This window comes from Candidatus Poribacteria bacterium (genome assembly GCA_026702755.1).
Lineage (GTDB): Bacteria > Poribacteria > WGA-4E > WGA-4E > WGA-3G > WGA-3G.
In genome coordinates, this window is sequence record JAPPBX010000080.1 from 58,278 (window position 1) to 82,268 (window position 23,991).

Annotated in this window: 19 protein-coding genes; 9 read left to right on the plus strand and 10 right to left on the minus strand. The window is 47.7% G+C overall.

Annotated elements, in window-relative coordinates; all coding sequences use genetic code 11:
• Window positions 1-11 precede the first annotated feature (11 nt).
• The 9 genes from OXH39_14475 to OXH39_14515 all read right to left on the minus strand — a co-directional run bounded on the left by OXH39_14475 (window position 12) and on the right by OXH39_14515 (window position 8,490).
• The gene (locus tag OXH39_14475; protein MCY3551662.1) at window positions 12-1,796 is read right to left on the minus strand and encodes a 2-oxoacid:acceptor oxidoreductase subunit alpha; all 1,785 of its coding nucleotides are present in this window, start codon (window positions 1,794-1,796) and stop codon (window positions 12-14) included.
• Window positions 1,797-2,050: 254 nt separating this feature from the next.
• Window positions 2,051-2,578, minus strand: coding sequence for a hypothetical protein (locus OXH39_14480; GenBank protein ID MCY3551663.1), 528 nt, complete (start codon window positions 2,576-2,578; stop codon window positions 2,051-2,053).
• Window positions 2,579-2,591: 13 nt separating this feature from the next.
• Entirely contained in the window at window positions 2,592-3,206 is a 615-nt protein-coding gene (locus OXH39_14485) for a HEAT repeat domain-containing protein (protein MCY3551664.1), read from the minus strand.
• Window positions 3,207-3,211: 5 nt separating this feature from the next.
• Complete coding sequence (locus OXH39_14490; protein ID MCY3551665.1) at window positions 3,212-3,607, minus strand: hypothetical protein; 396 nt, start codon at window positions 3,605-3,607, stop codon at window positions 3,212-3,214.
• Window positions 3,600-4,922 carry a carboxypeptidase-like regulatory domain-containing protein gene (locus tag OXH39_14495; GenBank protein MCY3551666.1) on the minus strand — a complete coding sequence of 441 codons (1,323 nt, stop codon included), beginning with the start codon at window positions 4,920-4,922 and terminating at the stop codon, window positions 3,600-3,602. The genes OXH39_14490 and OXH39_14495 overlap by 8 nt, the downstream gene beginning before the upstream one ends.
• A gap of 1 nt (window position 4,923) precedes the next feature.
• Window positions 4,924-5,271, minus strand: coding sequence for a hypothetical protein (locus OXH39_14500; protein ID MCY3551667.1), 348 nt, complete (start codon window positions 5,269-5,271; stop codon window positions 4,924-4,926).
• A gap of 65 nt (window positions 5,272-5,336) precedes the next feature.
• Window positions 5,337-5,909 carry a cytochrome c-type biogenesis protein CcmH gene (locus OXH39_14505; GenBank protein ID MCY3551668.1) on the minus strand — a complete coding sequence of 191 codons (573 nt, stop codon included), beginning with the start codon at window positions 5,907-5,909 and terminating at the stop codon, window positions 5,337-5,339.
• Between the two features lie 18 nt (window positions 5,910-5,927).
• Window positions 5,928-7,946, minus strand: a complete 2,019-nt coding sequence (locus OXH39_14510) for a heme lyase CcmF/NrfE family subunit (protein ID MCY3551669.1) — start codon at window positions 7,944-7,946, stop codon at window positions 5,928-5,930.
• 97 nt (window positions 7,947-8,043) lie between these two features.
• Window positions 8,044-8,490, minus strand: coding sequence for a cytochrome c maturation protein CcmE (locus OXH39_14515; protein MCY3551670.1), 447 nt, complete (start codon window positions 8,488-8,490; stop codon window positions 8,044-8,046).
• Window positions 8,491-8,732: 242 nt separating this feature from the next.
• Here OXH39_14515 and OXH39_14520 point away from each other — a divergent pair, with 242 nt between their 5' ends.
• The 8 genes from OXH39_14520 to OXH39_14555 all read left to right on the plus strand — a co-directional run bounded on the left by OXH39_14520 (window position 8,733) and on the right by OXH39_14555 (window position 19,007).
• Complete coding sequence (locus OXH39_14520; GenBank protein ID MCY3551671.1) at window positions 8,733-9,680, plus strand: dihydrodipicolinate synthase family protein; 948 nt, start codon at window positions 8,733-8,735, stop codon at window positions 9,678-9,680.
• A gap of 55 nt (window positions 9,681-9,735) precedes the next feature.
• Window positions 9,736-10,947, plus strand: a complete 1,212-nt coding sequence (locus OXH39_14525; protein ID MCY3551672.1) for a Gfo/Idh/MocA family oxidoreductase — start codon at window positions 9,736-9,738, stop codon at window positions 10,945-10,947.
• A 154-nt stretch (window positions 10,948-11,101) separates the two neighbouring features.
• Complete coding sequence (locus tag OXH39_14530; GenBank protein MCY3551673.1) at window positions 11,102-12,073, plus strand: Gfo/Idh/MocA family oxidoreductase; 972 nt, start codon at window positions 11,102-11,104, stop codon at window positions 12,071-12,073.
• 110 nt (window positions 12,074-12,183) lie between these two features.
• Window positions 12,184-13,170, plus strand: a complete 987-nt coding sequence (locus OXH39_14535) for a Gfo/Idh/MocA family oxidoreductase (protein ID MCY3551674.1) — start codon at window positions 12,184-12,186, stop codon at window positions 13,168-13,170.
• A 137-nt stretch (window positions 13,171-13,307) separates the two neighbouring features.
• Window positions 13,308-15,725: a VWA domain-containing protein gene (locus tag OXH39_14540; GenBank protein MCY3551675.1), complete on the plus strand. Its 2,418-nt coding sequence runs from the start codon at window positions 13,308-13,310 to the stop codon at window positions 15,723-15,725.
• Between the two features lie 127 nt (window positions 15,726-15,852).
• The gene (locus OXH39_14545; protein ID MCY3551676.1) at window positions 15,853-16,419 is read left to right on the plus strand and encodes a Uma2 family endonuclease; all 567 of its coding nucleotides are present in this window, start codon (window positions 15,853-15,855) and stop codon (window positions 16,417-16,419) included.
• A 127-nt stretch (window positions 16,420-16,546) separates the two neighbouring features.
• Window positions 16,547-17,905 (plus strand): sulfatase, encoded by a 1,359-nt coding sequence (locus tag OXH39_14550; protein MCY3551677.1) that lies wholly within the window; start codon window positions 16,547-16,549, stop codon window positions 17,903-17,905.
• Window positions 17,906-18,014: 109 nt separating this feature from the next.
• Complete coding sequence (locus OXH39_14555) at window positions 18,015-19,007, plus strand: AAA family ATPase (GenBank protein MCY3551678.1); 993 nt, start codon at window positions 18,015-18,017, stop codon at window positions 19,005-19,007.
• 4 nt (window positions 19,008-19,011) lie between these two features.
• Here OXH39_14555 and argG read toward each other — a convergent pair whose 3' ends face one another.
• Window positions 19,012-20,250 (minus strand): argininosuccinate synthase, encoded by a 1,239-nt coding sequence (gene argG / locus OXH39_14560; protein ID MCY3551679.1) that lies wholly within the window; start codon window positions 20,248-20,250, stop codon window positions 19,012-19,014.
• 315 nt (window positions 20,251-20,565) lie between these two features.
• Between argG and OXH39_14565 the strand changes: the two genes are divergently transcribed.
• Window positions 20,566-23,589 (plus strand): hypothetical protein, encoded by a 3,024-nt coding sequence (locus OXH39_14565; protein MCY3551680.1) that lies wholly within the window; start codon window positions 20,566-20,568, stop codon window positions 23,587-23,589.
• Window positions 23,590-23,991 lie beyond the last annotated feature (402 nt).

Consider the following 23,991-nt stretch of genomic DNA (forward strand, 5'->3'; position numbering starts at 1 on the left):
ATCCTCCTTTGTTAGACAACAATCTCTTGATAGGGGACATAAAGATCTGTTTTACTGTTCAAAAGTTCACGGGTGCCATCAACAACGTGATGCGGCATAAACGGCTCACCGTCGTATTTGCGGATGTGCCCATCTGCCTTAAAGCCGGTCTCACCCCGTAAAAACCGAGCGAATTGACCCGTGTAGTTGCACTCAACGATAATCGAATGCGCAGATTTTGCAAGCACTTCGTTGACGGCATCTTCATCCATTGGATAGAGCCACTTGAAGTGGATATGGTTGGTGGCAATGCCTGCTTCGTTTAACATTTGTGCTGCTTCAGCGATGACACCATGCGTGGACCCCCACCCAATCAAGGTGACTTCGGCATCTTCAGCTCCCTCCAGAGTCGGAGGCGGGAGCAGTTCAACGATGCCTTCCATCTTGCGTTGCCGTTTCTCCATAATATCACGACGTTTATGAGGATTCGTGAATTCATCACTAATCAGCCCCCCATCTTCATCATGATCGTCGGTAGCAACAACGTGCGTATGCCCAGGCGTGCCAGGGATAGCACGGGGCGAAATTCCGCTGTCTGTGATCTGGTAACGCAGATATTCACCATCTGTCTGTCCTTGTCCGGTGATTAATTCCCCACGGTCGATTTTAGGTTGCCAGTTGATAGAATCCGGCACGAATGTCGTGTGACCTTCCGCCAGCGACAAATCCGTGAGCACCATGCCGGGGCACTGAAACTTGTCAATGAGGTTAAAGAGTTCAGGTATTGTATCAAAACCGTCCATCATACTGGTAGGTGAAACAACAATTTTCGGAAAATCACCTTGGCTCGCGCCGAGAACTTGCCATAAATCTCCCTGCTCGGTTTTGGTAGGTAAACCTGTGGAGGGGCCCCCGCGTTGAACATTAACAACAACGATTGGAATTTCCATCATGCCGGCACTGCCAATCGCTTCGGACATGAGTGCGAAACCGCCACCCGATGTGGCACACATTGCGCGTGCACCGGTGTGTGCAGCACCGATTACCATATTGACAACGCTGATTTCATCTTCACATTGCCGAACGATAATACCGAGATCGCGAGCGTTTGGGGCCATCCAGTGGAGAATACCTGTTGATGGACTCATCGGATATGCAGCATAAAATTTGACACCTGCGGCTGCACCGCCCATCGCCATCAGCATATTACCGCTACCGAACGCCAACGGGGTATCCTGTCTCTCAAATTGGACATCTAACGGCGTAAAGTGTTCAGCAGCGTAATCGTAACTTGCACGTGCAGCAGCAATATTCGCATCCACTACTGCTTGACCTTTACGTTTGAGAAATGTCAGAACGATGATGTCCTCAAGCACTGCTAAATCTATCCCTACCAATTGCAAAGCCACACTGGACATACAAACATTCAGCATAAGGGCTTTTCTATCTGGGTCGTTGGTGAGCTCTTTATAGGAAATAGGACACAATTGGATGTCATCTCGTGTTGGAGGCTCTTTCACATGCTCGCTATTATAGATTAAAGCACCACCAGGGGCTACATGTGGCAGATGCTTCTCTACGCTATTGGCATCCAGAGCAATAATCAGATCTATCTTGTCCCCGTGGTTCGCAACAGGTTCAGAACTGATCCGGATCGTCAGGAAGGAGTGACCGCCGCGGATGAGGGATTGATAGGCGGTGTAAGTAAAAACGTTCAGCCCATACCGGGCACAGATTTGGCTGATGCTTTTGCCTGCAGCTTCTATACCCTGCCCGGGTGCCCCTCCTACAGCGATTGCAAAATCGTACTTTGCCATCTTGGCTCCCTTCTAATAATTTTTCGTATTCCAGTCTGATACCGCAGATACGCCACAGTTGGTCTCAATCAATGTTGCGACATCAGATGGATGGACAAATAAGCAAATTGTTCGTTTGTTAATTACATTGCGATATTTGCGCCTTTTTCTTAATATTCATGAACACATATAACATTCTATTTTTTTAATTATACCATGTTTAAGTGATTTTTTCAAGTTTTTTAAATCTCTACGAATGCACTATATAGCAGATTTTATAAACCTGCTCCCCCGATCATAGTATGCCTCTTCAGATTGCAAGTAGCCATTTCCCACTCCGCCACAATCACCTGCCGAGGCAATTTTCCATCTTCTGAATGGTACACCAACACATCGTGCCGATGATATTCGTGCAGTAGGGCAACAAGGGATCGGGAAAAACCTGCTGGAGAAATCAGGAAAGAATATAAAGGACGCGCAATACGACTATACATCAGAAGTTGGGAAAGGTGTGCCAACGTGAGTTTGGTGTTTTTACACTCGACCAAAACCAGCTCGGTCGGTTTATTGGCGTGATGGACAAATCCAACAACATCAACTTTTATATTCCATGAACGCCATTCTCCAAGAAAGTTGCCACGGTTATATGTGCTAAGAAAACGGGAAATTGGGGTATGCGGAAAGGCATGGATATCAATCTCAACTTGACGAAATCGCCCCTTTAGAAAATTCTCTAACCATTGGCACACATCAGGGTACAGGTCCATAACACTCTTCGGACCGACCTTTTCAGGGGTTTTCATGGAAACTTCTCCATTACGTTTGGCTGAACGCTTCAAGTGCCTGTTTTGCTTCCGGGGTTCCAATTTTTTCTAATGCAAAAGCGACATAATTTTGGACCTCTTCGGATTCATCGTCAAGTGCCTTGATAAGCGCAGGTACTGCATCCGCTGCTGCGTCTTCCAGTTTAGCAAGCGTGTACGCAGCATAAGACCGAACATCCTCCGACGGATCGTTCAAAGCATCAATAAGCGCAGGCATCGCACCAATTGCCGCGCTCCCCATCAGATTGAGCGCGCGAGCTGCATATTCGCGGAACTCTTCATTGAGTTTGTCAGATAACGCTTCCACCAAAACCGGTATTGCTGGTTCACCGATGAGGCTAAGCGTATTACCAAGCGCGAGTGCATAGTACCTCTCAGCTATCGCCATCTGATCAATAAGCGCAGGTATTGCCGGTTCACCAATGGCAGCCAAGACCTCAGTGGCTTGCTCAACCACATCCCCAAGATTATCAGCGAGTGCCTCAACAAGTTGCGGTATAGCAGGTTCACCGATAGCAACCAATTCTTCTCTCGCAGCTTCAAGGATATCGTCATCCAGCTCCGACAAATCCTCGATTAAATCCGCTACGATGTGTTCATCGTCCATCTATTCTATTCGCCTTTCTTAACATACGCCAACATTGTGATAAGACGGTCGGTTTGTTCGGGTCGTAAATACTTGTAAAACCATTCCGAAAACTCACGCTCGGCTCTGGTGAGCTGAGCCGTTAGGGTGGGGACGGTGGACTCTCCGATTTCCGCTAAGACCTCCGCAGCGTGGTTCGCCATCTGTTCCATGTAAACAGGAAGTGCGGACTCCTCGATATGGGTATAGAACTCGGCACCATATCCAGAGATATGCCAGCATTCCTGAGTAAGGACATCAATGAGCTGTGGAATAGCCGGTCTACCTATCGCAATTAATTCTGCTTTCGCGGTGTCCCGAATGTTTTCGTCTATATGACCCAACATGACTATCAAATCAGCGATGTGGTGTTTGCTATGCATTGTTTCCCCTCTTTTGTTCTTCTAAGAGTGTGGTAAGGCGTTCGGTTTGTTCTCGGCGCAAGCGTTTGTAGACGCGCTCCGAGATTTCCTGCTTCTCGTACTTATCATCGAGATGCGTAATGAATTCAAGCCTTGCGACGCGGACATGCTCGCGGTCGTCCGGAGTCAGTTTACGAAGCCATCCGGCGTCTGAAGGTGTTGAGGTATTATCAGTATTAGATTCGGTAGTAGTTTTGGCTGTGCGGAGTTTGAAAAGTGCAGCAACGAAAAAACCCCCTGTCAATGCTGCTGCAACAGCGATAAGTATTAGTTGTCCAAGATTAGATGTCTGCGCTGGTAAGGCACCATGCGCAGTGTCCATATTCACGTCGAATGCTAAGTCGATTGTTTTGCCTGCCTCAAACGGCTTTGGCGCAGTACTCTGATAATTTAGATAAATGACCCCGTGGATTTGTTCGCGTCTGGGTGCCCCGAAAAACTTGGCACGCGGCATAAGACCAACACCTTCAGGGACTAAAAATGAGAGTTTTGATGTGGTGAAATTCAGGCGACGGGATAAATCCAGTCCGTCTTTCTCGACATGAAAAATATAAGTGTAGCCTAAGATCGTTCCTCCAGGCGGTAATGGCGTTGTCAGGATGGCGTGATTAGTGGCAGTATCCATCGTAAGGGCTACTGACGAATGCGGTTGAAAAGCCTCAACACCTTTTGGAAGCGCGAAAAGTGCCCCAACCTTTTGTGTGCCGTGTGTTGTTCTAAAAGGTAGATCGCTTAGGTTTTCGATCTCAAATACTTCAATAACTGTAACAGCACCGTCTGGCGGGTGGTCCTCAGGTGGAGGTCCAATAAAGAGACTATGCGTCTTGACACGGACGTGCGTTTTGTCTTCTGTAAACGCCCCAATTTCAAAGTTGATTTTGATATTCGGAGCCCAGGTTGACAGCACCAGATCTTTCTCAATGTAGTCTGTGCCTTCGTAGATAGTTGAAACCGTGTAGTGAACACTGGGATTAAGTGGTAGATTCCCGAAACGGTAGTCCCCATTTTCATCCGTTGTCGTTTCTTGTGTTTCAGCGGTGTCAGCCTTATGTACCGTCAGGGTTACAGGTTGCGAGGCGATGGGTTTCTCGCGTTTTCTGTCAATGACTGTGCCTTGAATGTCGCCCGAATCTGTTGTTTGCTGGGCATGGAGGGTGGAAAGCCAAAAGAGAAGGGTCAAGGCAACCGTTAGTAAGCTACCGATGCGCCACGCGGGAACATAGCGAATCTGCATGTTGCGTTTTGAACGGTTGTATAAAGATGTGTTAGTGTACATATTATGTTTCACGTTGTTGCTGTTTAAATCTCTCAATTTCTGCTTCTACATCTGACAAGGATTCGTTTTCGAGTTGCATGATGACGCGCGCAGTCTCTTGCAAGAGTTCTTCACGTAATTCTTGGTAGTCGGCATCTGAGAGTTTTCCGGTTTCGTAATCTTCGTCAAGGTCTGCAAGTGCGGCGTAACTGTTTTCGCGTTCCTGAAAGAGGGTTCGCCGCCGTTCTTCAACAATTTCCTCTGACGACGCAATAGCTTGCGGACCTGTTTTCGAGAAAATCGGGAATCCCAGATAGATAAGAAGCAGGATCCCAAAAATTACCATCCATAAAAGTACAAGGAAAGACATAACAACCCCTTTTGTAAAGTCGTACACACGTGAAAATCAATTCCGTCGCGAAAAACCTGCTGAGTCTAACTCTCCCGTTTGTACCTTTCAAGTTCAGTCTCAACCTGCTTGACTGCTTCATCCGAAGGTTGTGATTCCAATGCTACCTGCGCGTCCACTGTTACTGATGCCCTCTGCCTTGACTTTCGGAGCACAACAAAGACAATCCCACCAATTACAATCAGAATGACAGCAGGCATAATGTAGGCAAGTATGTTAATACCTTCTACAGGCATGACTGCATAATATTGCGGTCCGTAAGTGTCAAGGTAATCCGTGCGAATTTGCTCAACGGCCTCACCAGCAAGCAACCGATCGCGAAAATTGTTCTCAATATTCATTGCCGTGCTGCACGTACACACTTCAATTGTCTCCCTTACACATCCGCAGTAACAGTAGACTGTAGTTAGCAGCTCCTCTAAATCGGACGTAACCGTGGCATCTTTCATGTCCTCCGGTTCTACCCCAGCGGTACCTTCTGTCTGTGCATACGCGATGACACTAAAATTGCAAGCAATAATAAGCACAATAACCCGAAGACAATTAAGAACTACAGATTCATTGAACAGCATAATGCGATCAAATCTTCCTATTTTCATGGTCTTATTCCTAACCTGTCAAGCGTCTCTATTGCGTTCAGATTTCTCGGCTATCGCGACGATGCCACCCAATACCATTATAGCAACGCCAATCCAGACAACGCCAATCAGAGGGTTGTAATATCCTTGAACGTTCACAACGCCTCCTGTCTTGACATCCGGTGGGATATTGCCCAATGCAACATAGAGGTCGTTCATACCAAAATGTCGGATCGCTGGTTCCTTTGTAGGTTCTTCATCCGGTTTCGACTTGTAATAGGCATGAAGTGCGGGTTCCATTGTCCCTATACGTTTCCCATTCTTTTCAACGTCGAAAATAACGCTGCTCCGAAGATAGTTTCCGTATTCTTTATCAAACGCGTCTCTCATTGTGAGTTTATACTTGCCTACTTCCATTGATTCCCCGAGTGTCATACTTTTGGATTCAAGCAGAAAATAGCCTTTTGATCCCATAATGCCGATATAGAGGATAACGATACCGATATGGATGATGTAACCGCCGTATCGTCTCTTGTTGCGCTGGATAAGGAGGTTCAAGCCGTTGAGGAGAGAGGTTTCCTGTCGCTTCGCTCGGAGTTTCGCCCCGCGATAAAATTCAGCAAAGATTGCAGCAAGCACGAAAACAGCAGCAAAACTACAGAGCACTGAGTACAACGGAAAAGTATATCCTATTAATGCAAGGAATCCCCAGGTCAAAGCACCGCCGACTAAACCGATAACAAGCGGCAACAAAAACATGCGTTTGAAGTTGTTAGGCGTAATTTTCTTCCATGAAATGATTGGACCGGCACCCGTTAAGAATAGCAGCAGTATCCCCGGAATGATGACGACTTGATTGAAAAAGGCTTCAGGAACTGAGGACTTTTCACCGTTAATCGCCTCAGAGATGATTGGCCATAACGTACCCCAGAGGATAATTAGGGTTAACCCGACGAGGAGCCAGTTGTTCAGGACAAAGGCACTTTCACGGGAGAGAAGAGCTTCTAAACGATTCGCGCTCTTGAGTCGGTTCCAACGATAGATGATAAGTGCGATGACCCCGGCAGTTGAAGTTAAGATGAAGCCAAGAAAATACCCACCAATATCCGATTGTGCGAAAGCATGTACCGATGTGATGATTCCACTACGCGTAATAAAAGTCCCTAATAGTGTAAATTGGAAGGCAAGCGTAATTAGGAGGATATTCCAAAGTTTGAGCATATTCCGCTTCTCTTGGATCATCACAGAGTGTAGATAAGCGGTGCCGAGGAGCCACGGCATAAAAGAGGCGTTTTCGACCGGATCCCATGCCCAGTAACCGCCCCAACCGAGTTCTTGGTATGCCCAATTGCCACCAAGCGTGATACCGATCGTCAGAATAATCCACGAAAATAGCATCCATCTACGCGAGCGAAGTATCCAACCGCTTCCGATTCTACCAGATGCGAGTGCACCAACCGCAAACGCAAACGGGACAGTCAGGCTAATCCAACCGATATATAATGTCGGGGGATGGATCGCCATGAGCGGTGTCTGGAGAAGTGGGTTCATTCCTTGACCGTCAGCAGCGACCTGTCCGCCAGGAAACCGAGCGAGTGGATTGTAAACGCCTTCAATTAAGCCTGTGACAAGGATAGTGAAGAATAACTGAACAATAGCGATTGGAATCAGAGAGTAGTCTGCTAAGGTATCGCCTGTCTGTTTGACACGTTGGTAGTTCTGCCAGACGACAATAGCACCAGCACCTGTAAGCACCCAGAGCCAGAGTAGGAGGGAACCGGACATGGCACCCCAGAGTGCCGTTATTTTGTAGAATAGGGGTTGTGCCGCGCTCGATACCTCAAAAACATAGCGCATTGAGAAGTCGTCGGTGACAAAACCGTAGATTAATGCACCCGTCGCGATACTAGTAAGAATGAAGGTGGCAACAACGGCGTTTCTGCCGCTCTGGATGGCACGGGCATTTCGTATGCGGAGCCCGAAGCTGAGAAAGCCAATTGCCCACAAACATGAAAGCACAGAGAGGTATATAGCGGCTTGTCCGATTTCCGCAGTCATTCGCTTCTGTGCCTCCTCACTTTTGAGAGCAAGTTTTGACTTGCAAGCTGCGTCAAAAGGGTGTCGTTGAACATACTGCTAAAGTGTTGTGTATCCCTTATTCTGAAGCATACGAAGTTTCATCTGTAGGTACGGCACTTTCTGCCCCTTCGTATTTTGAGGCACATTTCGTCATGAGTTTCGTAGCAACAACGAGGTTCTGTGCTGCATGGTATCTACCTTCAACGAAAACACTGCCGCCATCTTTAAAGTTATCCGGTTTAAGCTGATCTTCGTAAATCACGTTCACTGTTGCATCGGTCTCGCGGTCTCGGACAGCAAAGGTGAGCTTAAAATTGACGGCATCCCATTGCGAACTCCCTTCTGCGATGAGACCATCAACCTGGACCAACTGATCGTCTGCACTGTTCGCATCCGCCACAAGCGCAGCGGGTGTGAAATGTCGCATACTCGTGCTTCTGGTCATGGCTATTACCAAAAACGCCATACCACTTAGCAAAATGACACTCGCTGCGATCACTTTGAATCTTTTCTGTTTTTGCACCTGAACATCCCTCCATTAATGCGAATCAGTAGGCGCGACTTTTAAGCGTACTGATGAGATAAAACCTTCTCTTTAAAATAATACTTGATTTTACATTCAAAATCAAGTTAAAATAGATTAAATTTGGAAAATCGTGTGGAATCCTACGTAGTCATACGCTTTGTGAAATCTGCAAGCAAATCACAAACGAAAAGGGAGATTTGTGAGAATTTTCGTTTTTCACAAATCTTTTTGCGAAAAATATGGAATTAAATTGGCAACACCATCCATGGGCGGGTGTCTTCCCGGCGACGCTCTGCCCTTTTCACGAGGATGAATCAATTGACGAAGTCGGATTGCGTCAGTATATGCAGGAACTTGCGAGTGTTCCGGGGATAAAAGGCGTTGTCTGTAACGGGCACACCGGCGAAATCATGTCTCTCCGATCGCATGAAAGACAACAGGTTACGCGGGTGACCGCTGAGGCTGTTGGCGATCGTGTTAAAGTTGTTTCGGGAGTTAGCGCGGAAGGAAGTCTTCCAGCGATTGACGACGCACTCGCTGCAAAGGAAGCGGGCGCGGATGCCATCCTGTTGATGCCTGCGCATCATTGGTTGCGTTTTGGAAGGACCCCTGAAACGGCAGTCGGTTTCTTTCAAGATGTCGCCGAAGGGGCGGACATACCGATTATTGTTCACCAATATCCCGCATGGACAAAAGCAGGATATAGCCTTGAAGAGATGTTGGAGATGGTGAAAATTCCGCAGGTTGTCTGCATTAAAATGGGCACCCGTGATATGGCGCGCTGGCGATGGGATTATGAACAACTGAGAGAAGCCGCGCCGGATGTCCCTATCTTGACATGTCATGATGAGTACCTGCTCGCTTCGCTGCTTGAGGGCAGTGATGGCGCACTCATCGGGTTTGCAGGATTTGTCCCTGAGTTGATGGTTGATGTCGTGCACGCAGCACTCAATAACGATCTTATCGGGGCACGCAAAGCGCGCAGTCAGGTGGATTCATTGGCACGAATCGTCTACAATTTCGGAGAACCGAGCAGTGATGCCCATCAACGGATGAAATGCGCACGTTGGTTGATGGGAAGATTCCCCTCAATGACGATGCGCCGACCTCTGCGTCAATTGTCCACAGCCGAAGTAGACAAAATCCGAGCAAGTCTTGAAACAACCGGCTATCAGTGCGTTCACTAAATTTTAATGCACATCCACTGCCCAATGTGAGTACTATAAGAATTGGAGGGTCCGAATGTCACGTCTGAAATACGCTTTAATTGGCCACGGTAGACGCGGCGCAGGGCACCTGTCAACAGCTGCGACACTGAAGGATACCTTTGATATAGTCGCCGTGTGTGATGCACATCCTGAGTCGGCGGAAGCCGGTGCAGCGAGATTCGGTGCTAAAGCCTATACGGATGTCCGGAAAATGGTTGATGAAATATCACCCGATGTCTGCGATGTCGTTGTGCCTATGCAGCTGCATCACATTGTCTCCTGTTACCTCTCACGGTGCGGCATCCCACACAACGTAGAAACCGGACTCGCACCGACACTCGGTTTGATGGATATGATGATAGCCGACGCTGCCGAAAATGGGGTGAAACTTCAGACATCGGAGAACTTTCCGTTCGTTCCTGTGGAACAGTTTGTGTGCAAACTCATTAAGGAAGGCGTAATTGGGAACATCCACAAGTGTTACCGGCTCTTTTCTACAACCGGCTACCACGGACTCGCTGCAATACGGTGCCGTATGGATGCCGCTCCAAAAATGGTCAGCAGCATCGGGCATACGATGCCTGTTAGGTCCTACGTTGATCGGGCGAAACGAGATTTTAATCGCGAAAACCTTGAGTTCTACGCCATAGATTTCGATAACGGTGGACTCGGCATTGCCATGGTAGGGAACAAGAATGGATGCCTCGGACGGAATAAACTTGTCGGTTTCGAGACGTGTGGTGAGCGCGGCACGATTATTACCAACGGGAATCAGGGTGCCACCGGTGGTGAAACAGTCAATGTTTGCACAGATGAAGACCTGCTAAACGGAGGCAGGGCACAAACCTACGAATTCCAGAGAGAATATAGTGATAATGGCACTTTGCAACGTATCTTTGTGGAACTCCCAGCGTCTCTTGGTGGCACTGTAGCGTGGGTAAATCCGTATCAACAGACGGATATCTCGGAGACAGGTATCTCATTAGCGACAATGCTTGACGGTATCGCACGTGCTGTCCGGGAGGATACACAACCGCTATGGACGGGTGAAATGGGCAGAGCAGACCAAGAGATGGTGATTGCTGCGCACCGATCCATCCAGACGAATCGACAACCTATCGAACTTCCACTTGAACCCGATCCTGCAGAAGAGGATGCGTTTGATCGCGATTTTGAAGCACAGTTCGGTGTTCATCCACGCGAAGATATCGAAAAAGCATTAGAGGTTAATTTTAAGGCACGTTAGTTGAAATACCTCCAACCAAGGTAGGTGCGGTTTCCCAACCGCACCGAGTCTGAAAGAAGAATACTTTGTCGGCAAGGGCCACATACCTGAATCCGATAATCTATTTATGAGAGGACTTGCAACAATATCTAAGTACATATAATAGAGGTAAGAGATGAAAGAAATTAAAATCGGATTTATTGGATGTGGTGGCAATGCCAATGGGCACATGAACCAGTTAGCTGGGATTGAAGGGGCAAATGTTGTGGCTGTGTGTGACGTTCAAGCTGAACGGGCGCAAAGTGCAGCCGAGAGGCACAATGCAGATCCTTATACTGCACACCAACATCTACTTGAACGCGATGATTTGGATGCGGTCTACTTGAGTCTTCCCGTCTTTGTTCATGGACAACCGGAACGTGACGTTATTGCGCGCGGCTTACCGTTTCTTGTTGAGAAACCCGTTGCCATCAATATAGATATTGCCCGTGAACTTGAAGCCGCGGTAGCGAAAGCTGGATTGATAACATGCGTCGGTTATCAACTTCGTTATCTCGGTTCGACACAGATAACGCAGCAAATCCTGAAGGAAAGAACAATTAACATGATCGTGGGTAAGTACTGGTGCAGTACTGGACATGGCGATCCGAACGCGTGGCTCCGTCAGATGAACAAATCCGGCGGTCAACTTGTCGAACAAGCAACACACACAATCGACATGATGCGTTATATGGGTGGCGAGGTGGAGTCTGTCTACGCGATGCAGGCAAACAGACTCCTTAAAGAGACAGATTGTCCTGATGTCAATAGTGTCGCACTCCAGTTTGCCAACGGTGCTGTTGGTTCATTGACTGCTACTTGGGCTTATGCAGGAGACTGGTCGAACGCGAATGTCTTGGACTTGCTGTATGAGGGAGAACTGTTGAATTGGAACCCATCACGGGTCTTGGCGCAAGAAGATGGTGAATGGGTAGATAAGACTGAGCCGAGTCCAACAATCGATGAAGTTTTTGTTGAGGCGGTACGTAGTGGTGATGCATCTCAGATTTTGAGTCCCTATAGTGATGCTGTCAAGACGCTTGAAATATCGCTCGCAGCGAATCTTTCCGCGCAAGAGAAAAGGTTGGTAGAAATCTCTTCGCTATAGGGTAATAGTTATCAGTTCTCGGAGGAGAGGCTGTCAGCCATCAGCAACGGCAATCAACAGGAAAGACCGAAAGCCGACAACTAATGGTTTCCGATAGCCAATAAAAAATCATGGCGAAAAAATATCGGGTGGCGATTGTTGGGTGTGGTGGTATATCCAACGCTCACGGCAATGCGTGGCGAAATTTGCCAGAAATCGAAATTGTCGGGGCATGCGATGAAAAATTTGAATCGCTCGCGCGCTTTGCTACTGAATATGAGGTCCAAAATACCTACAACGATCTCCGACAGATGTTAGAGAAACAGCAACCGGATGTCCTCGTCATTGCGACGTGGCCCTCAAGTCATCTCAAAAATGTGCTGGAGGCGGTCCGGTGTGGTGTCAAGGGTATCCTTGTTGAGAAACCGATTGCGGTCAACACCACACAGTTGGAACAGATGATTCAGGTTACAGAACGTGCCGATATCTTATTGATGGAGGCGTTCATGTATCGGCATCACCCGTTGACACTCGCTGTGAAACAGAAGATTGAAGATGGCGCGATCGGGGAAGTGTGCTATGCACGCTCTACTTTTTCAACAGGACTCACCGACCGTCAGAATTGGAGATTACGGGGGGACCTCGGTGGTGGTGCTGTCATGGATTTGGGGTGTTATTGCATCAACATCATTCGTTATCTTGTTGGACGGGAACCGCAGTCGGTCTGGGCAACAGGTAAATTTGAACCGATTAACAACGTCTGGGAAACTTTGATTGGAACCTTGGACTTTGGCAACGGTATTACTGGACAATTGGACTGCAGCTTTGGTTGGACATGGCGTGAATCTTATGAGGTCGCTGGTACAGATGGCACGCTTTTCGTTCAGAGCGCGTGGGGCAATTCGGAAGGTGAGTCACACTTTATTGTAAACGGCGAGACTTTTAGTGTTATTGATGGCGTGAATCCTTACGGTGCTGAGATTTTGAATCTCTGTGAAGCAATAGATACAGGTGCCCCTCTCCATTTACCGATAGAGGACGCGCTCGGAAATATGCGTGTCATTGATGCGTTGCACGAATCTGCGCGTACAGGTCAGCACCTCAGTCTCTCCGCGTGAAGTCTTGCCTGCCAATCGCTGATTGAGCAATCCCGGATGGTCGTAAGGAAATAGCCGTTCTTTTGGAACTGAGTGAATGCTAATAAAAACCCGATTAACCTGTGAGGTCAATCGGTGAAGGAGCCTGATTGTTAAAAATGTTTGAAAAAATGATGAAGTATCCCATTGACGTTTTTCGAGAAGGAAATTTCTCATTTGGGGTACCGTTACCCGGGCTTCTTATAGCTGTTCTACTCATCGCGCTTTTTGCTGTTACAATATGGGCGTATCGGAGTACACAAGGACGTATCCGACGCGGTTTCCGAGGTTTTCTCATCTTTCTTCGTGCGGTTGTACTCTGTTTGCTTGCCTTCTGCTTGCTCAAACCCTTTCTAACGATTTATCAGACAAACCCTGATGATTCCTATCTATTGGTGATGGTTGACCGCTCTAAAAGCATGCAGATCACCGACTCTATTGATTCGACAACACGGTTGCGCCGCGCCAACGACCTGTTGTTCGCCGAAGAGGACGGACTCCTTGAAAAACTGGATGCTAAATTCAAGGTCAGACTTTTTGCGTTTGACACTACCGCAAAACGGATTTCCAGCGAGGCATTGACAAGCGCGGAGGGTGAAAGTACGGATATTCCACAGGCACTAAACGAAGCACTTGATGATCTACAAGGAATTCCACTTTCTGGTGCTGTATTGTTAACGGATGGTGCAGATAGGAGCGGTGTTGACATCGCAAAATTTGCCATGCAAATCCGAGAGCGAAAACTGCCGATCCATACCGTCGGCATCGGTGCCGAAGAGGGCAATCCAGACCTTGAAATTGTCAAAGTGGATGTACCTCGAACAGCAGAAGAAGATTTTCCCGTGGAGATGTGGGTATCGCTGAAACGAAAGGGATTCAACGGAAAGAAGGTGAACGTCCAATTGACGAGTAACGGACGAATCCTAAAGACAGCATCCGTTGATCTGGATGAAGGAACCTCCTGGATGCCACAACTCGGCGGAACAGGCACAACATCTGCGCCTAAGACCGGACGCGTGTCGATTAAGTTTACCCCTCGCGAAGCCGGTACCCAAAAGTTTGAAGTGCATGCGGAGTTAGGTGAAGTAGAGGCGGTGCCACAAAACAACACGAAGACATTTTTACTCAAGGTAGCACCCACCAAACGTGTAAAAATCCTACTTGTTGATGGTAGACCGCGTTATGAGCTGGGTTTCATAAAACGTGCCCTGAATAACGATCCGAACATCCAATTAACGGATCGATTTTTGAAAAGTATCTCTACGAATGGTCAGAATTACGGCGGTACTCGCACCGATGTATCGCATGATTTCGGTTTTTATCCGGATGATCGGGAAACCCTCTTTGACTTCGACGCTATCATTTTAGGCAATGTAGATGCCTCCGAATTTACACCGAAGCAGTTGGAAAATACCGTTGAGTTTGTACGCACTCGAGGCGGTGGGTTGCTTATGTTAGGGGGTTCGAGTTCGTTGGGAAACCACGAGCTTTCTGGATCCTATATCAATACGCCGATTGCCCAATGTCTCCCTGTGGAGTTGGAACTTGGATCCGCACCAGCACCGTTGGCACCGAGACGACTCCCTCGGTCTACCAGCCGTTCACGGTCTACCGACGATAAAGGATATAAATTGCAACTGACACCGGAGGGGAAGGTTGAAAATTTGATGCGGTTGGCAGATATTCCTACCGAAAATTTGGAACTTTGGAAGATCATGCCCGCGCTGAAAGGGTATAGTAAAGTGAAACGCGCGAAAGCAGGAGCCTTGGTTTTGGCGGAACATCCGACTGACCGAAATGAATTCGGAAATCGGATCCTCATCGCGACCCATAATTACAATGCCGGACGTGTCATGGTATTTACGCCGCATTCTTCGTGGCGGTGGCGGTTGATACCCTCCCACGAAGAGGGTAATCAACGATTCTGGCATCAAGGTGATAGTCACGAACGGTTTTGGCGACAGGCTGCGAGGTGGTTGACAACGGCACCAAAAGAACATCTTAAACTTGATATTGCAAAAACAATTTACGCGCTGAAAGAGCCAGTCGTGATTGAGGTCACCGCTACTGATCCAGAGTTTCAACCGACTAACAACGCAAAGATTCGAGCTATCGTCGTTGACGAAGAGGGTAAGCGTAAAGAGTTGAGACTTGAACAGATCCTCGGTAAAGATGGTCTCTACACTGCGCGTTTTATTCCGAATCGATACGGCGAGTACACCGTCATTGCAGCCGGTAGTCTCGGAGGTGAGGACCTGGGTGAGCAGCAAACCCTTTTTGAGGTAAAGACATCTTACGCCGAATTTAGCGATGCTGAACTTAACGTCGCACTTCTCAAGACTTTGGCTGAGGGTAGTGGTGGAAAGTATTACACAGTGGAGGAAGCAGACCAACTCGTAAAGCAGATTCCACTCGTCGAAAGTGCAACATCAAAAATTACGGATGTTGACATTTGGGATATACCTCTCATCTTTGGTGCGGTTATCGCGCTACTTGGATTTGAGTGGTTTTTGAGAAAACGCGGGGGTTTAGTGTAATGTAAGGCCTGCTCACATTGGAAAAATATTTATAGGCGTGCTATTTCCAATCTCGCCGCATCTGAGGAATTAACAAATCATTCTTACCAGAAATTCGCTGTGAGACATCAAAAGAGGGATGAAAGACATGACACAACAAGAACTTCACGAAATCGCAGAAGGCATTCGCTCACCGGAACAGATCTCCATGACATTGGCGGAATTTCTTGAGAACGATGTAGACGGATATGAATACGTTAAAGGAGAATTAGTGCCGATGTCCCCACCAACGAGGATACATAGTAAAATTAGTGTTAAGGTTATCCGATATTTGGATCGGCATGTGGATGAGAATCAGTTGGGAGAAGTCCATGTAGAGGCAACTTTTCAGGTCGGTGATCGGGGCTTGAAACCCGATGTGGCGTTTGTTTCAACACCGCGGTTGGATGGAGATGAAAACAAAGGTTTCCCGATACCGCCCGATCTGGCAATTGAGGTCGTTTCGCCGACAGACGTTCAGTGGCGTGTTGCAGACAAAGCGTTTGCCTATTTGAACGCAGGAACGCGCCTCGTCTGGGTTCTGGATCCCCGTTCCAAAACGGTGACGGTCTATCGTTCCGAGAGAGACATCGCGCTGTTCACATTTGAAGATACACTCACGGGTGAGGATGTCGTACCGGGGTTTACCTGTCCGGTTTCACAACTTTTTGAGTAGTGTTCTGTCCATTCTAAAATTGAGGCTGGTAGGTTGGATTGAACGCATTGAAACCCAACACAACCACCTCCTACAAATCCAATTACTGATTTCGATTGTCAAATTTCATTAGGGTACACGGAGAATCATGAACAATTCTTATAAAAGCGTTATGTTCGTCATCGCTGACGATTGGAGCCGCATCGCGAAGTGCTACGGAAATGATGTTATCCGAACACCGAATATTGATGCCTTTGCGGAGCGCGGGGTCGTGTTTGACTACGCATTTTGCACGAGTCCTTCGTGTGCGGTGAGTCGCGCGTGCATTCTTACCGGGCAGCATAGTCATACACATGGACAATATGGACATTGCCACGGCATTCACGGATTTCGTACACACGAGTATATGCAATCGGTGCCAAAAATTCTGAAGTCACACGGATTTGCGACGGCGTGTATTGGGAAGAAACACGTTGAACCTGAGAGTGTTTACCCCTTCGATTTTGAACCGAGGGTCGACAATCGCAGTCCTGTAGACATGGCGGTAAAGGTTACGCAATTTCTGACCGAGAACGCGGACAACCCCTTCTATCTCCATATCGGCAGTGGCTACCCGCATCGTGCAGGGAAGGGATTCGGAAACGACAGGACACATCCCGGTATTGAACCCCGCGCTTACACACCGGAGGAAATTATTGTCCCGAATTTTCTACCGGATGTACCTGCTGTCCGTGAGGACCTTGCTGATTATTACGAGAGCGTTTCGCGGTGGGATGCTGTAGTAGGCGCGGTTTTGGACGCGCTTGACGCTTCTGGACGCGCAGATGAAACCCTTGTTTTTGTCACAACCGACCACGCAATGCCGTTTCCTGGTGCAAAGGCATCAAGCTTTGACAGTGGACACCACTGTCCGCTGTTAATCTCCAGTCCTACACAACAAAAGTACTGTTTTCACAATCAAGCACTCGTCAATTGGGTTGACTTTTGCCCGACGATGTTAGATTGGTGTGGTGTTTCACATCCCGATGGAGAAGACGCACTTCCGGGCAGCTCGATCCTCCGTGTGCTTGAAGATGACAGCGCGCATCCGGGCAATGGTGACTGGGAGGAAACCTACTTCTCCCACTGCTTCCATGAGGTGACGAATTACTATCCGTATCGCGTGTTACGCGGGAGGCGATATAAATACGTCCGTAATCTGGCATATCAACTGGAAACACCGCTCCCCAGCGACCTGTTCCGCTCGATTTCATGGACGGCAGTCCGAAATGACAACGTTCAACAACTCGGTGAACGGCAGCGGACTGATTTCCTACAGCAGGGTCGTGAGGCATTGTTCGATATGCAGAACGATCCAGCAGAGTCGCAAAATCTTATAGACGCACCAGAGTTACAGGACGTAGCCAACGAGATGCGCCGAAAGGTCATTGAGTTCAGGCAAAAAACCCAGGATCCTTGGTTGGAGCAGTCCTTTCAGGAAGGCGAAACACAACCTTTTTTCACGTAATAGCCATTAGCAGTCAGCCATCAGAGTTGTGATTTTACCATATAGATCACTGACACAACTGCTCTTTGCTGACAGCTGAAGGTTTCCGACTGCTGACCGCCATTAAAACATGCAAAACTACGATTTAGAAGCCATGAATGCCCGCATCGAAGCGGATAGTGGGTTTATACAGCAGATTCTCACGGAGGTGGGAAAAGTTATCGTCGGGCAAAAAGTACTGCTGGAGGGACTGGTTATTGGGTTGCTCTGCAACGGGCATATTCTACTCGAAGGGGTACCCGGACTTGCAAAGACAACCGCCGTGAGCGCACTCGCTCAGACGATTGATGCTTCCTTCAATCGTCTGCAGTTCACACCCGATCTACTTCCTGCTGACCTCGTTGGCACACTCATCTATGATCAACAGAAGGGCGATTTCTACACGAAGAAGGGACCCATTTTTGCCAACGTTATCCTTGCTGATGAGATAAACCGTGCACCCGCCAAAGTGCAGAGCGCGCTCCTTGAAGCGATGCAGGAACGACAGGTCACGATTGGGGACACGACCTATCCACTCGACGATCCATTTCTCGTTCTGGCGACCCAAAATCCGATTGAACATGAGGGCACCTATCCTCTACCCGAAGCACAGGTGGATAGGTTCATGCTGAAAATTAAGGTTGACTACCCTTCACATGCTGAGGAATTGCAAATCCTTCGGCGGATGACTACCGAAGAGGTCTCCTCTATTCAACACGTGATTGCCCCGAAAGATATTATTCGATTCCGGGAGGTCGTCCGAAACATCTATATGGCAGAGCAGTTGGAAAATTACATTGTCGATTTGGTGTGTGCGACGCGTGCACCGGAAGCGTATCAATTAGATGAACTCAGCACGTTGATTGAATACGGTGCATCGCCACGCGCGACAATTTTCCTCGCTTTTGCTGCGAGGGCGAGAGCATTCCTTTCCCAGCGGGGTTATGTCACCCCTGAAGATATCCACGCAGTGGGGATGGATGTGCTAAGACACCGAGTCATTATCAGTTATGAAGCGGAAGCAGACGGACGCGATGTTGAGAGCATCATCTCACAGGTATTCGCGAAGATTGAAGTGCCTTGAACCTCTATTCCTTTGTCTGTCCAGCGACAGCCGATGCCCTTGCTCCTACGCCCAGTACTGCTAAAAATCCCTCTGAATCGGCGTGGTCGAAATCGCCGATTGCCTCCATAGAAGCGGTCTCCTCGGAATAGAGTGAGTGAGGTACGCCACCTGCGGCATGGAATGCCACATTCCCTTTGTAGAGTGCTACTGTGATAGTTCCACTCGCCAAATCGGTCAACGGTTGAATAGAAGATAGTAGTGCCTGTGTAGCGGCATCAAACCAATAACCTTGATAAATCTGTTCTGCGATTGTTTTGGCTACGCCATCGAAGTGCCGACGTGCACGTCTATCTAAAATCAGTTGGAGCAGATACTCGTAACACTTTCCAAGCAATTCCATCCCCGGAGATTCATAAACGCCGCGGCTCTTAATCCCAACAAACCGATTTTCAACAGTGTGAATGCCGATACCGACACCGTTTCGTCCACCGATGCGGTTTGCTTCTAACAAACTCTGGAGTGCCGTGACGGGGCTTCCGTTGACTTCCACAGGTGTCCCACGGGCAAAGGTAACGGTAAAGTGTTCTACATCATCAGGTGCATCTTTCGGATGGACTCCCATGCCGGGGTTGATAAATCCTGCTGGTGTTTTCAGCGATTCGAGTCTTCCGGCTTCATGCGTGAGTCCTAAGAGATTTGCGTCGGTTGAGTAAGGTTTTTCGTGTGTGGCGGTAATCGGTAGATTGTGTGCTTGGCAGAAGTCTATCATCTCTTTTCTGCCACCGAAGTTTTTCAGGAATTCAGCATCTCGCCACGGGGCATAGACAGAAAAATGAGGGTTAAGCATATTCGTGGCGAGTTGAAACCGTACTTGATCGTTACCCCTACCGGTTGCGCCGTGTGTCAAGATGGAAATACCGCGCTTTTCCATCTCCGGCAGGAGTGCTTTCACTGTGACGTGTCGCGCGATGCCAGTTGTATTCCAGTAGCCGCCTTCATACATCGCTTGGCACTGGATGAGTCGGATCCCATCTTCGGCGAGTGCGTCTTTCGCATCTACAATGATTGCATCTTCGGCACCGCATGCCAGCATCCGTTCCCGGATTTCGGAAACGTCTCGTTCATCGGGTTGACCGAGGTCTGCCGTAAAACAGACGACGTTGACCCCGTTATCAACTAACCATTTGGTGATGGTGCAACTATCTAAACCTCCTGAAACAGCAGCACCAACCGTTTTTCCTTTTAATGTATCAATATTCACAAGCAGTCTCCAAGGTGTTGTGTATTAAGTTATGACGGAATTATACCACTTTTTGGGGCAGCTTGCAAACCAATATTGAGATGTTCAACAACGATGTATTTGATAATTTATCCCGTTTATAGTATAATGGTTCAATGGTGCGATGGCATCCGCTCCATCTGGAGCAACGAATCTGAGAAGTAGAAGGTAGCGATACCTTTTCCCCCCGATCTCTCAAAACGGCGTTAGGTTTACAATTTTCACACGACTCTCTCAAGTCGGTCTTAAGATTCCTGAAAACCCGATCAGATATATTTTCTCTGGGACTTTCTCTATATGGAATGTGTGAAGGATATTATCCAACAGTGCCATGAACGGCGACAGAAGGACATGCAACAGCGGGAGACGATTGTCTCACCCACGTTGCACGGTGAATACCCTTACCACTATATTGTTTATTGTGCGCATCGGTATCCGTTGCTTTTGCATGACCTTGAACAGGCAGATATTTCGTTTATGCCGATTGGACAAGCACCCTTCGATCGGGGTCCAGCGTATTGTGGTGGCACGCGTCTCTTAAGACGACAAGGCACACTCAACTGGGAGCCAAGGCGATGGTTCTCGTCCTGGGGGATTCAGGTCTACACAGGAACGCCATCCGCGCGCGACGGGGCGAACTGGCACGACATCGAGTTCACCTACAGGGCGATCCGCGATGCCCCTGATGCCGTTGTTGCCTGTGTGGACGCACTCGCCAACGCTGTTATGAACCCGCTACTCACCTTACTCAAAGGTGGAGGCTTGCGGTTTTCGTGTCGAGTGCCAGACTATCTTCACCCGAACACAACAGACGCAAAGCAATATGTTCATAAGCATCTACCCGACATAGACCATCACCGCGATCGTGATATCTACATTGAGATTACTGGCGATAAAGGCTTTACGCGCTGGGATGCTCGCTACGAGATTCTTACGGGTAACCTCTTAAACCCGCCTATCATTTCTAAAGACGTGCTTTTCGCGTTTCTCGATGTTTTGCGAGAACTGCTCCATGAACCCGCTCCGGTATCGGAATTAGACCTGACAGATGCAGCACTCATAGATACACAGGATTTCGACGATTTCGATGTCATAGAATCGTTAGAAACGGAACAAGTTATGAATGAAAGTATCCTGGCAGTGCAACGCGGTGAACTTTCTCCGATTAGCATTAAACGACCGAGACCACTCCTCGAAAAAGCAAAACACACTGCAGTGGAGGGTGAGAGGAATCTCTCTGAATGGGAAGCCCACATTCTTGGGATTACCACAGGTTCAATGAGCACTGAAAAGAGACGTGAAATCGAAGCTACATTTCTTGATACCGCCCCTATATGGATCAACGCTAATACCGCACACGATGCCGAAGAAGCAGAGCGGTATTATGAAGGGCAGGGCGTTTCAGTCGGACGTTGGAAACCACGAAACTATCGCTGGGAACAGGTAAAGCGGATACCCATTGTTGAAAGGATGCAGAATCCTTTCGCGCCGGGAAACGCCTGCGAAGATGCCGAAAGATGCAACGCCTTAGAGCAGAAAGGCGGTGATCCGAATAAGAGTATCTGTCCGAGTTGTCCGGTTTATGAAGCGTGTCAAGTGCGCGGGTATCTTTCTCAATTTCAGACACTCAAGGAGAATCAGGTCATCGTATCCAATATTCGGAACCTCTTTCTGGACCGACGGTATGCGGCGTTTGTTGAGGCGTTGATTGTTCCTGATAGGGTCTGTATTATAAATGATTCTGAATCCCAGCTCACGAAGCTCTTTACAGAGCATCATCTGTCAAGCGAGATTCTCGAAGGCTGGCTCATTAATTGGAGTGGTACGGTGTTGGGTCAATTCGCGGAAACAATGCTGAACGCTATTCAAATTACAGACAGTCAGCACGGCGATATTGCGAAGCGAATTCGTACCGTTGTTCAGGCGTTTGAAGGGTTAGAAGATAACATTATTCAGCAGATGTGTCAGGTAAATTGCCCAGGTAAAGATGGTAGCAGGATTGCAACAGATATTGAGAGTGCAATCCAGTTTGGGATTTTGGATATATCAACCTCGGAAAACATAAAGAAGGTACCGAATGTGTATCTCGACTCAGAGTGGACGTTATGGCATCAGTTGAAGACATTCTTTGCGTATTATACGCGCGATATGGATGCTCCGATGTTTGTTGATGACGGGATTCTGCGGTTCTGGTTACCACCGAGAATTCATCAAGAGATTCAGAAACTTGCGTTCATATCGCCAGCATTCTCGGAAGATTGTTTCAAAGACGTGTTTCCTGAAGAGACCGTATCAGTCAGGCGGGTTGAATCGCAGGAGACATCGCTTTCACGGAATAAGTCCTTCCAACTGCGGAGTGCACCGCATATTTCCCATGCAATCGCAAACTACGAGGTTAATTGGGATGTGTTTAGTCTTTCTGAAATTGCGAACCGCTTTTTTCGCGGTATCTATAGAGAAATGAAGCGACACCCAGATCGCAATCATGTCGTTATCTCAAGCACAAGCACAAGACTGATGTTGAAAAATGTTTTTGATAAGATTATCAGCTACCACGATCTCATCAAAGACACCCTGGCATCCCCTGAGGATTTGCGATCTACTTTTGAAGCGGCTGACATTTACTACGACCGCATCAATGTTCTACGATCCGTCTTTGAGGGTGCTGATGTTGTTTGGATTGTAGGAACACCTTATTTTCCACCGCATTTTATCTGGGAACAAGCGAAAATACTCTTTGGAAACCAAGTGGAACCGTTAAATTATAATTTGACAATGAACCCTTATCAATTTGAAGATGAACGGATACAAGAACTCTATGAACAGAACGCTATCGGTATCCTAACACAGATTGTCTACATCGCAGGATTCAATAAGGCATCAGATAGAACCCTGGTTCTCAACGCGGCTTTACGGGTACCCTCTGTCACCGATGCTCCAGAGACGGAGTTATTCGATTGGGAAGACTTTGAGATCGCTGGCGGGTTGGATGACCTCTCAGAGACCATTCGGATCCGCGAGGATTACGAGGCAGAATACGCGAACATGGATGCTTCATGGACGCGAGAACGTGTTGAATATTTGCTCGGTGTTTCTAAATCGCAAGCGAACCGTATCTTGATGAGATTGAGGGGCGGTAAACTTGAGCGTGTCCCATTTCATGCTCAGATTTTCGAGCTGCTCTCGGATGGAGAGAAAACAACATCTGAAATCCTTGAATCAATTCAGGGGAATCCAGGCTCCATTAAAAACGAACTCACCCATCTTGTAGAAACGGGTGATATTGTGAGGGTCCGGCGGGGTGTTTACGCACTGGCATAGGCAGTTATCTACCTTTCAAAACGCTTTTTTTGCAAAAAAATTTATCAAAATACACTTTTTTTATACAAAAATTGTATTTTTTCTTGCAAAACAGAATTAATTTGTGTATAATTTATTTAGTATGACTAAAAATCTGCTCCTATTAATAAGCCATTATGATTTAAGTCATACAGAATTCAAACTGAAATCCATTCATACATCATACATAACCATGATTTCAGTTATACAGAATTCAAAAGGAGATTTGGTAGAGCGCAGAGAGGAAAATTCCAGAAGCGCATCCTCTCTGTTGCTCGCCAACTCCCTTTTCAAACCACTCCAATGAACATACCCCTGCACGCCCGACAGATAGGAATATTTATTATACTAAACTAAAGTTTGGATAATATATTTACACACCCA

What these genes read in the sequence shown, in the direction of transcription:
- OXH39_14545 (MCY3551676.1), top strand. Translation starts at nt 15,853, where the DNA reads ATGACACAACAAGAACTTCACGAAATCGCAGAAGGCATTCGCTCACCG.
- OXH39_14525 (MCY3551672.1), top strand. Translation starts at nt 9,736, where the DNA reads ATGTCACGTCTGAAATACGCTTTAATTGGCCACGGTAGACGCGGCGCA.
- OXH39_14565 (MCY3551680.1), top strand. Translation starts at nt 20,566, where the DNA reads ATGGAATGTGTGAAGGATATTATCCAACAGTGCCATGAACGGCGACAG.
- OXH39_14555 (MCY3551678.1), top strand. Translation starts at nt 18,015, where the DNA reads ATGCAAAACTACGATTTAGAAGCCATGAATGCCCGCATCGAAGCGGAT.
- OXH39_14480 (MCY3551663.1), bottom strand. Translation starts at nt 2,578, where the DNA reads ATGAAAACCCCTGAAAAGGTCGGTCCGAAGAGTGTTATGGACCTGTAC.
- OXH39_14520 (MCY3551671.1), top strand. Translation starts at nt 8,733, where the DNA reads ATGGAATTAAATTGGCAACACCATCCATGGGCGGGTGTCTTCCCGGCG.
- OXH39_14510 (MCY3551669.1), bottom strand. Translation starts at nt 7,946, where the DNA reads ATGACTGCGGAAATCGGACAAGCCGCTATATACCTCTCTGTGCTTTCA.
- OXH39_14490 (MCY3551665.1), bottom strand. Translation starts at nt 3,607, where the DNA reads ATGCATAGCAAACACCACATCGCTGATTTGATAGTCATGTTGGGTCAT.
- OXH39_14495 (MCY3551666.1), bottom strand. Translation starts at nt 4,922, where the DNA reads ATGTACACTAACACATCTTTATACAACCGTTCAAAACGCAACATGCAG.
- OXH39_14475 (MCY3551662.1), bottom strand. Translation starts at nt 1,796, where the DNA reads ATGGCAAAGTACGATTTTGCAATCGCTGTAGGAGGGGCACCCGGGCAG.
- OXH39_14535 (MCY3551674.1), top strand. Translation starts at nt 12,184, where the DNA reads ATGGCGAAAAAATATCGGGTGGCGATTGTTGGGTGTGGTGGTATATCC.
- OXH39_14505 (MCY3551668.1), bottom strand. Translation starts at nt 5,909, where the DNA reads ATGAAAATAGGAAGATTTGATCGCATTATGCTGTTCAATGAATCTGTA.
- OXH39_14530 (MCY3551673.1), top strand. Translation starts at nt 11,102, where the DNA reads ATGAAAGAAATTAAAATCGGATTTATTGGATGTGGTGGCAATGCCAAT.
- OXH39_14540 (MCY3551675.1), top strand. Translation starts at nt 13,308, where the DNA reads ATGTTTGAAAAAATGATGAAGTATCCCATTGACGTTTTTCGAGAAGGA.
- OXH39_14500 (MCY3551667.1), bottom strand. Translation starts at nt 5,271, where the DNA reads ATGTCTTTCCTTGTACTTTTATGGATGGTAATTTTTGGGATCCTGCTT.
- OXH39_14485 (MCY3551664.1), bottom strand. Translation starts at nt 3,206, where the DNA reads ATGGACGATGAACACATCGTAGCGGATTTAATCGAGGATTTGTCGGAG.
- OXH39_14550 (MCY3551677.1), top strand. Translation starts at nt 16,547, where the DNA reads ATGAACAATTCTTATAAAAGCGTTATGTTCGTCATCGCTGACGATTGG.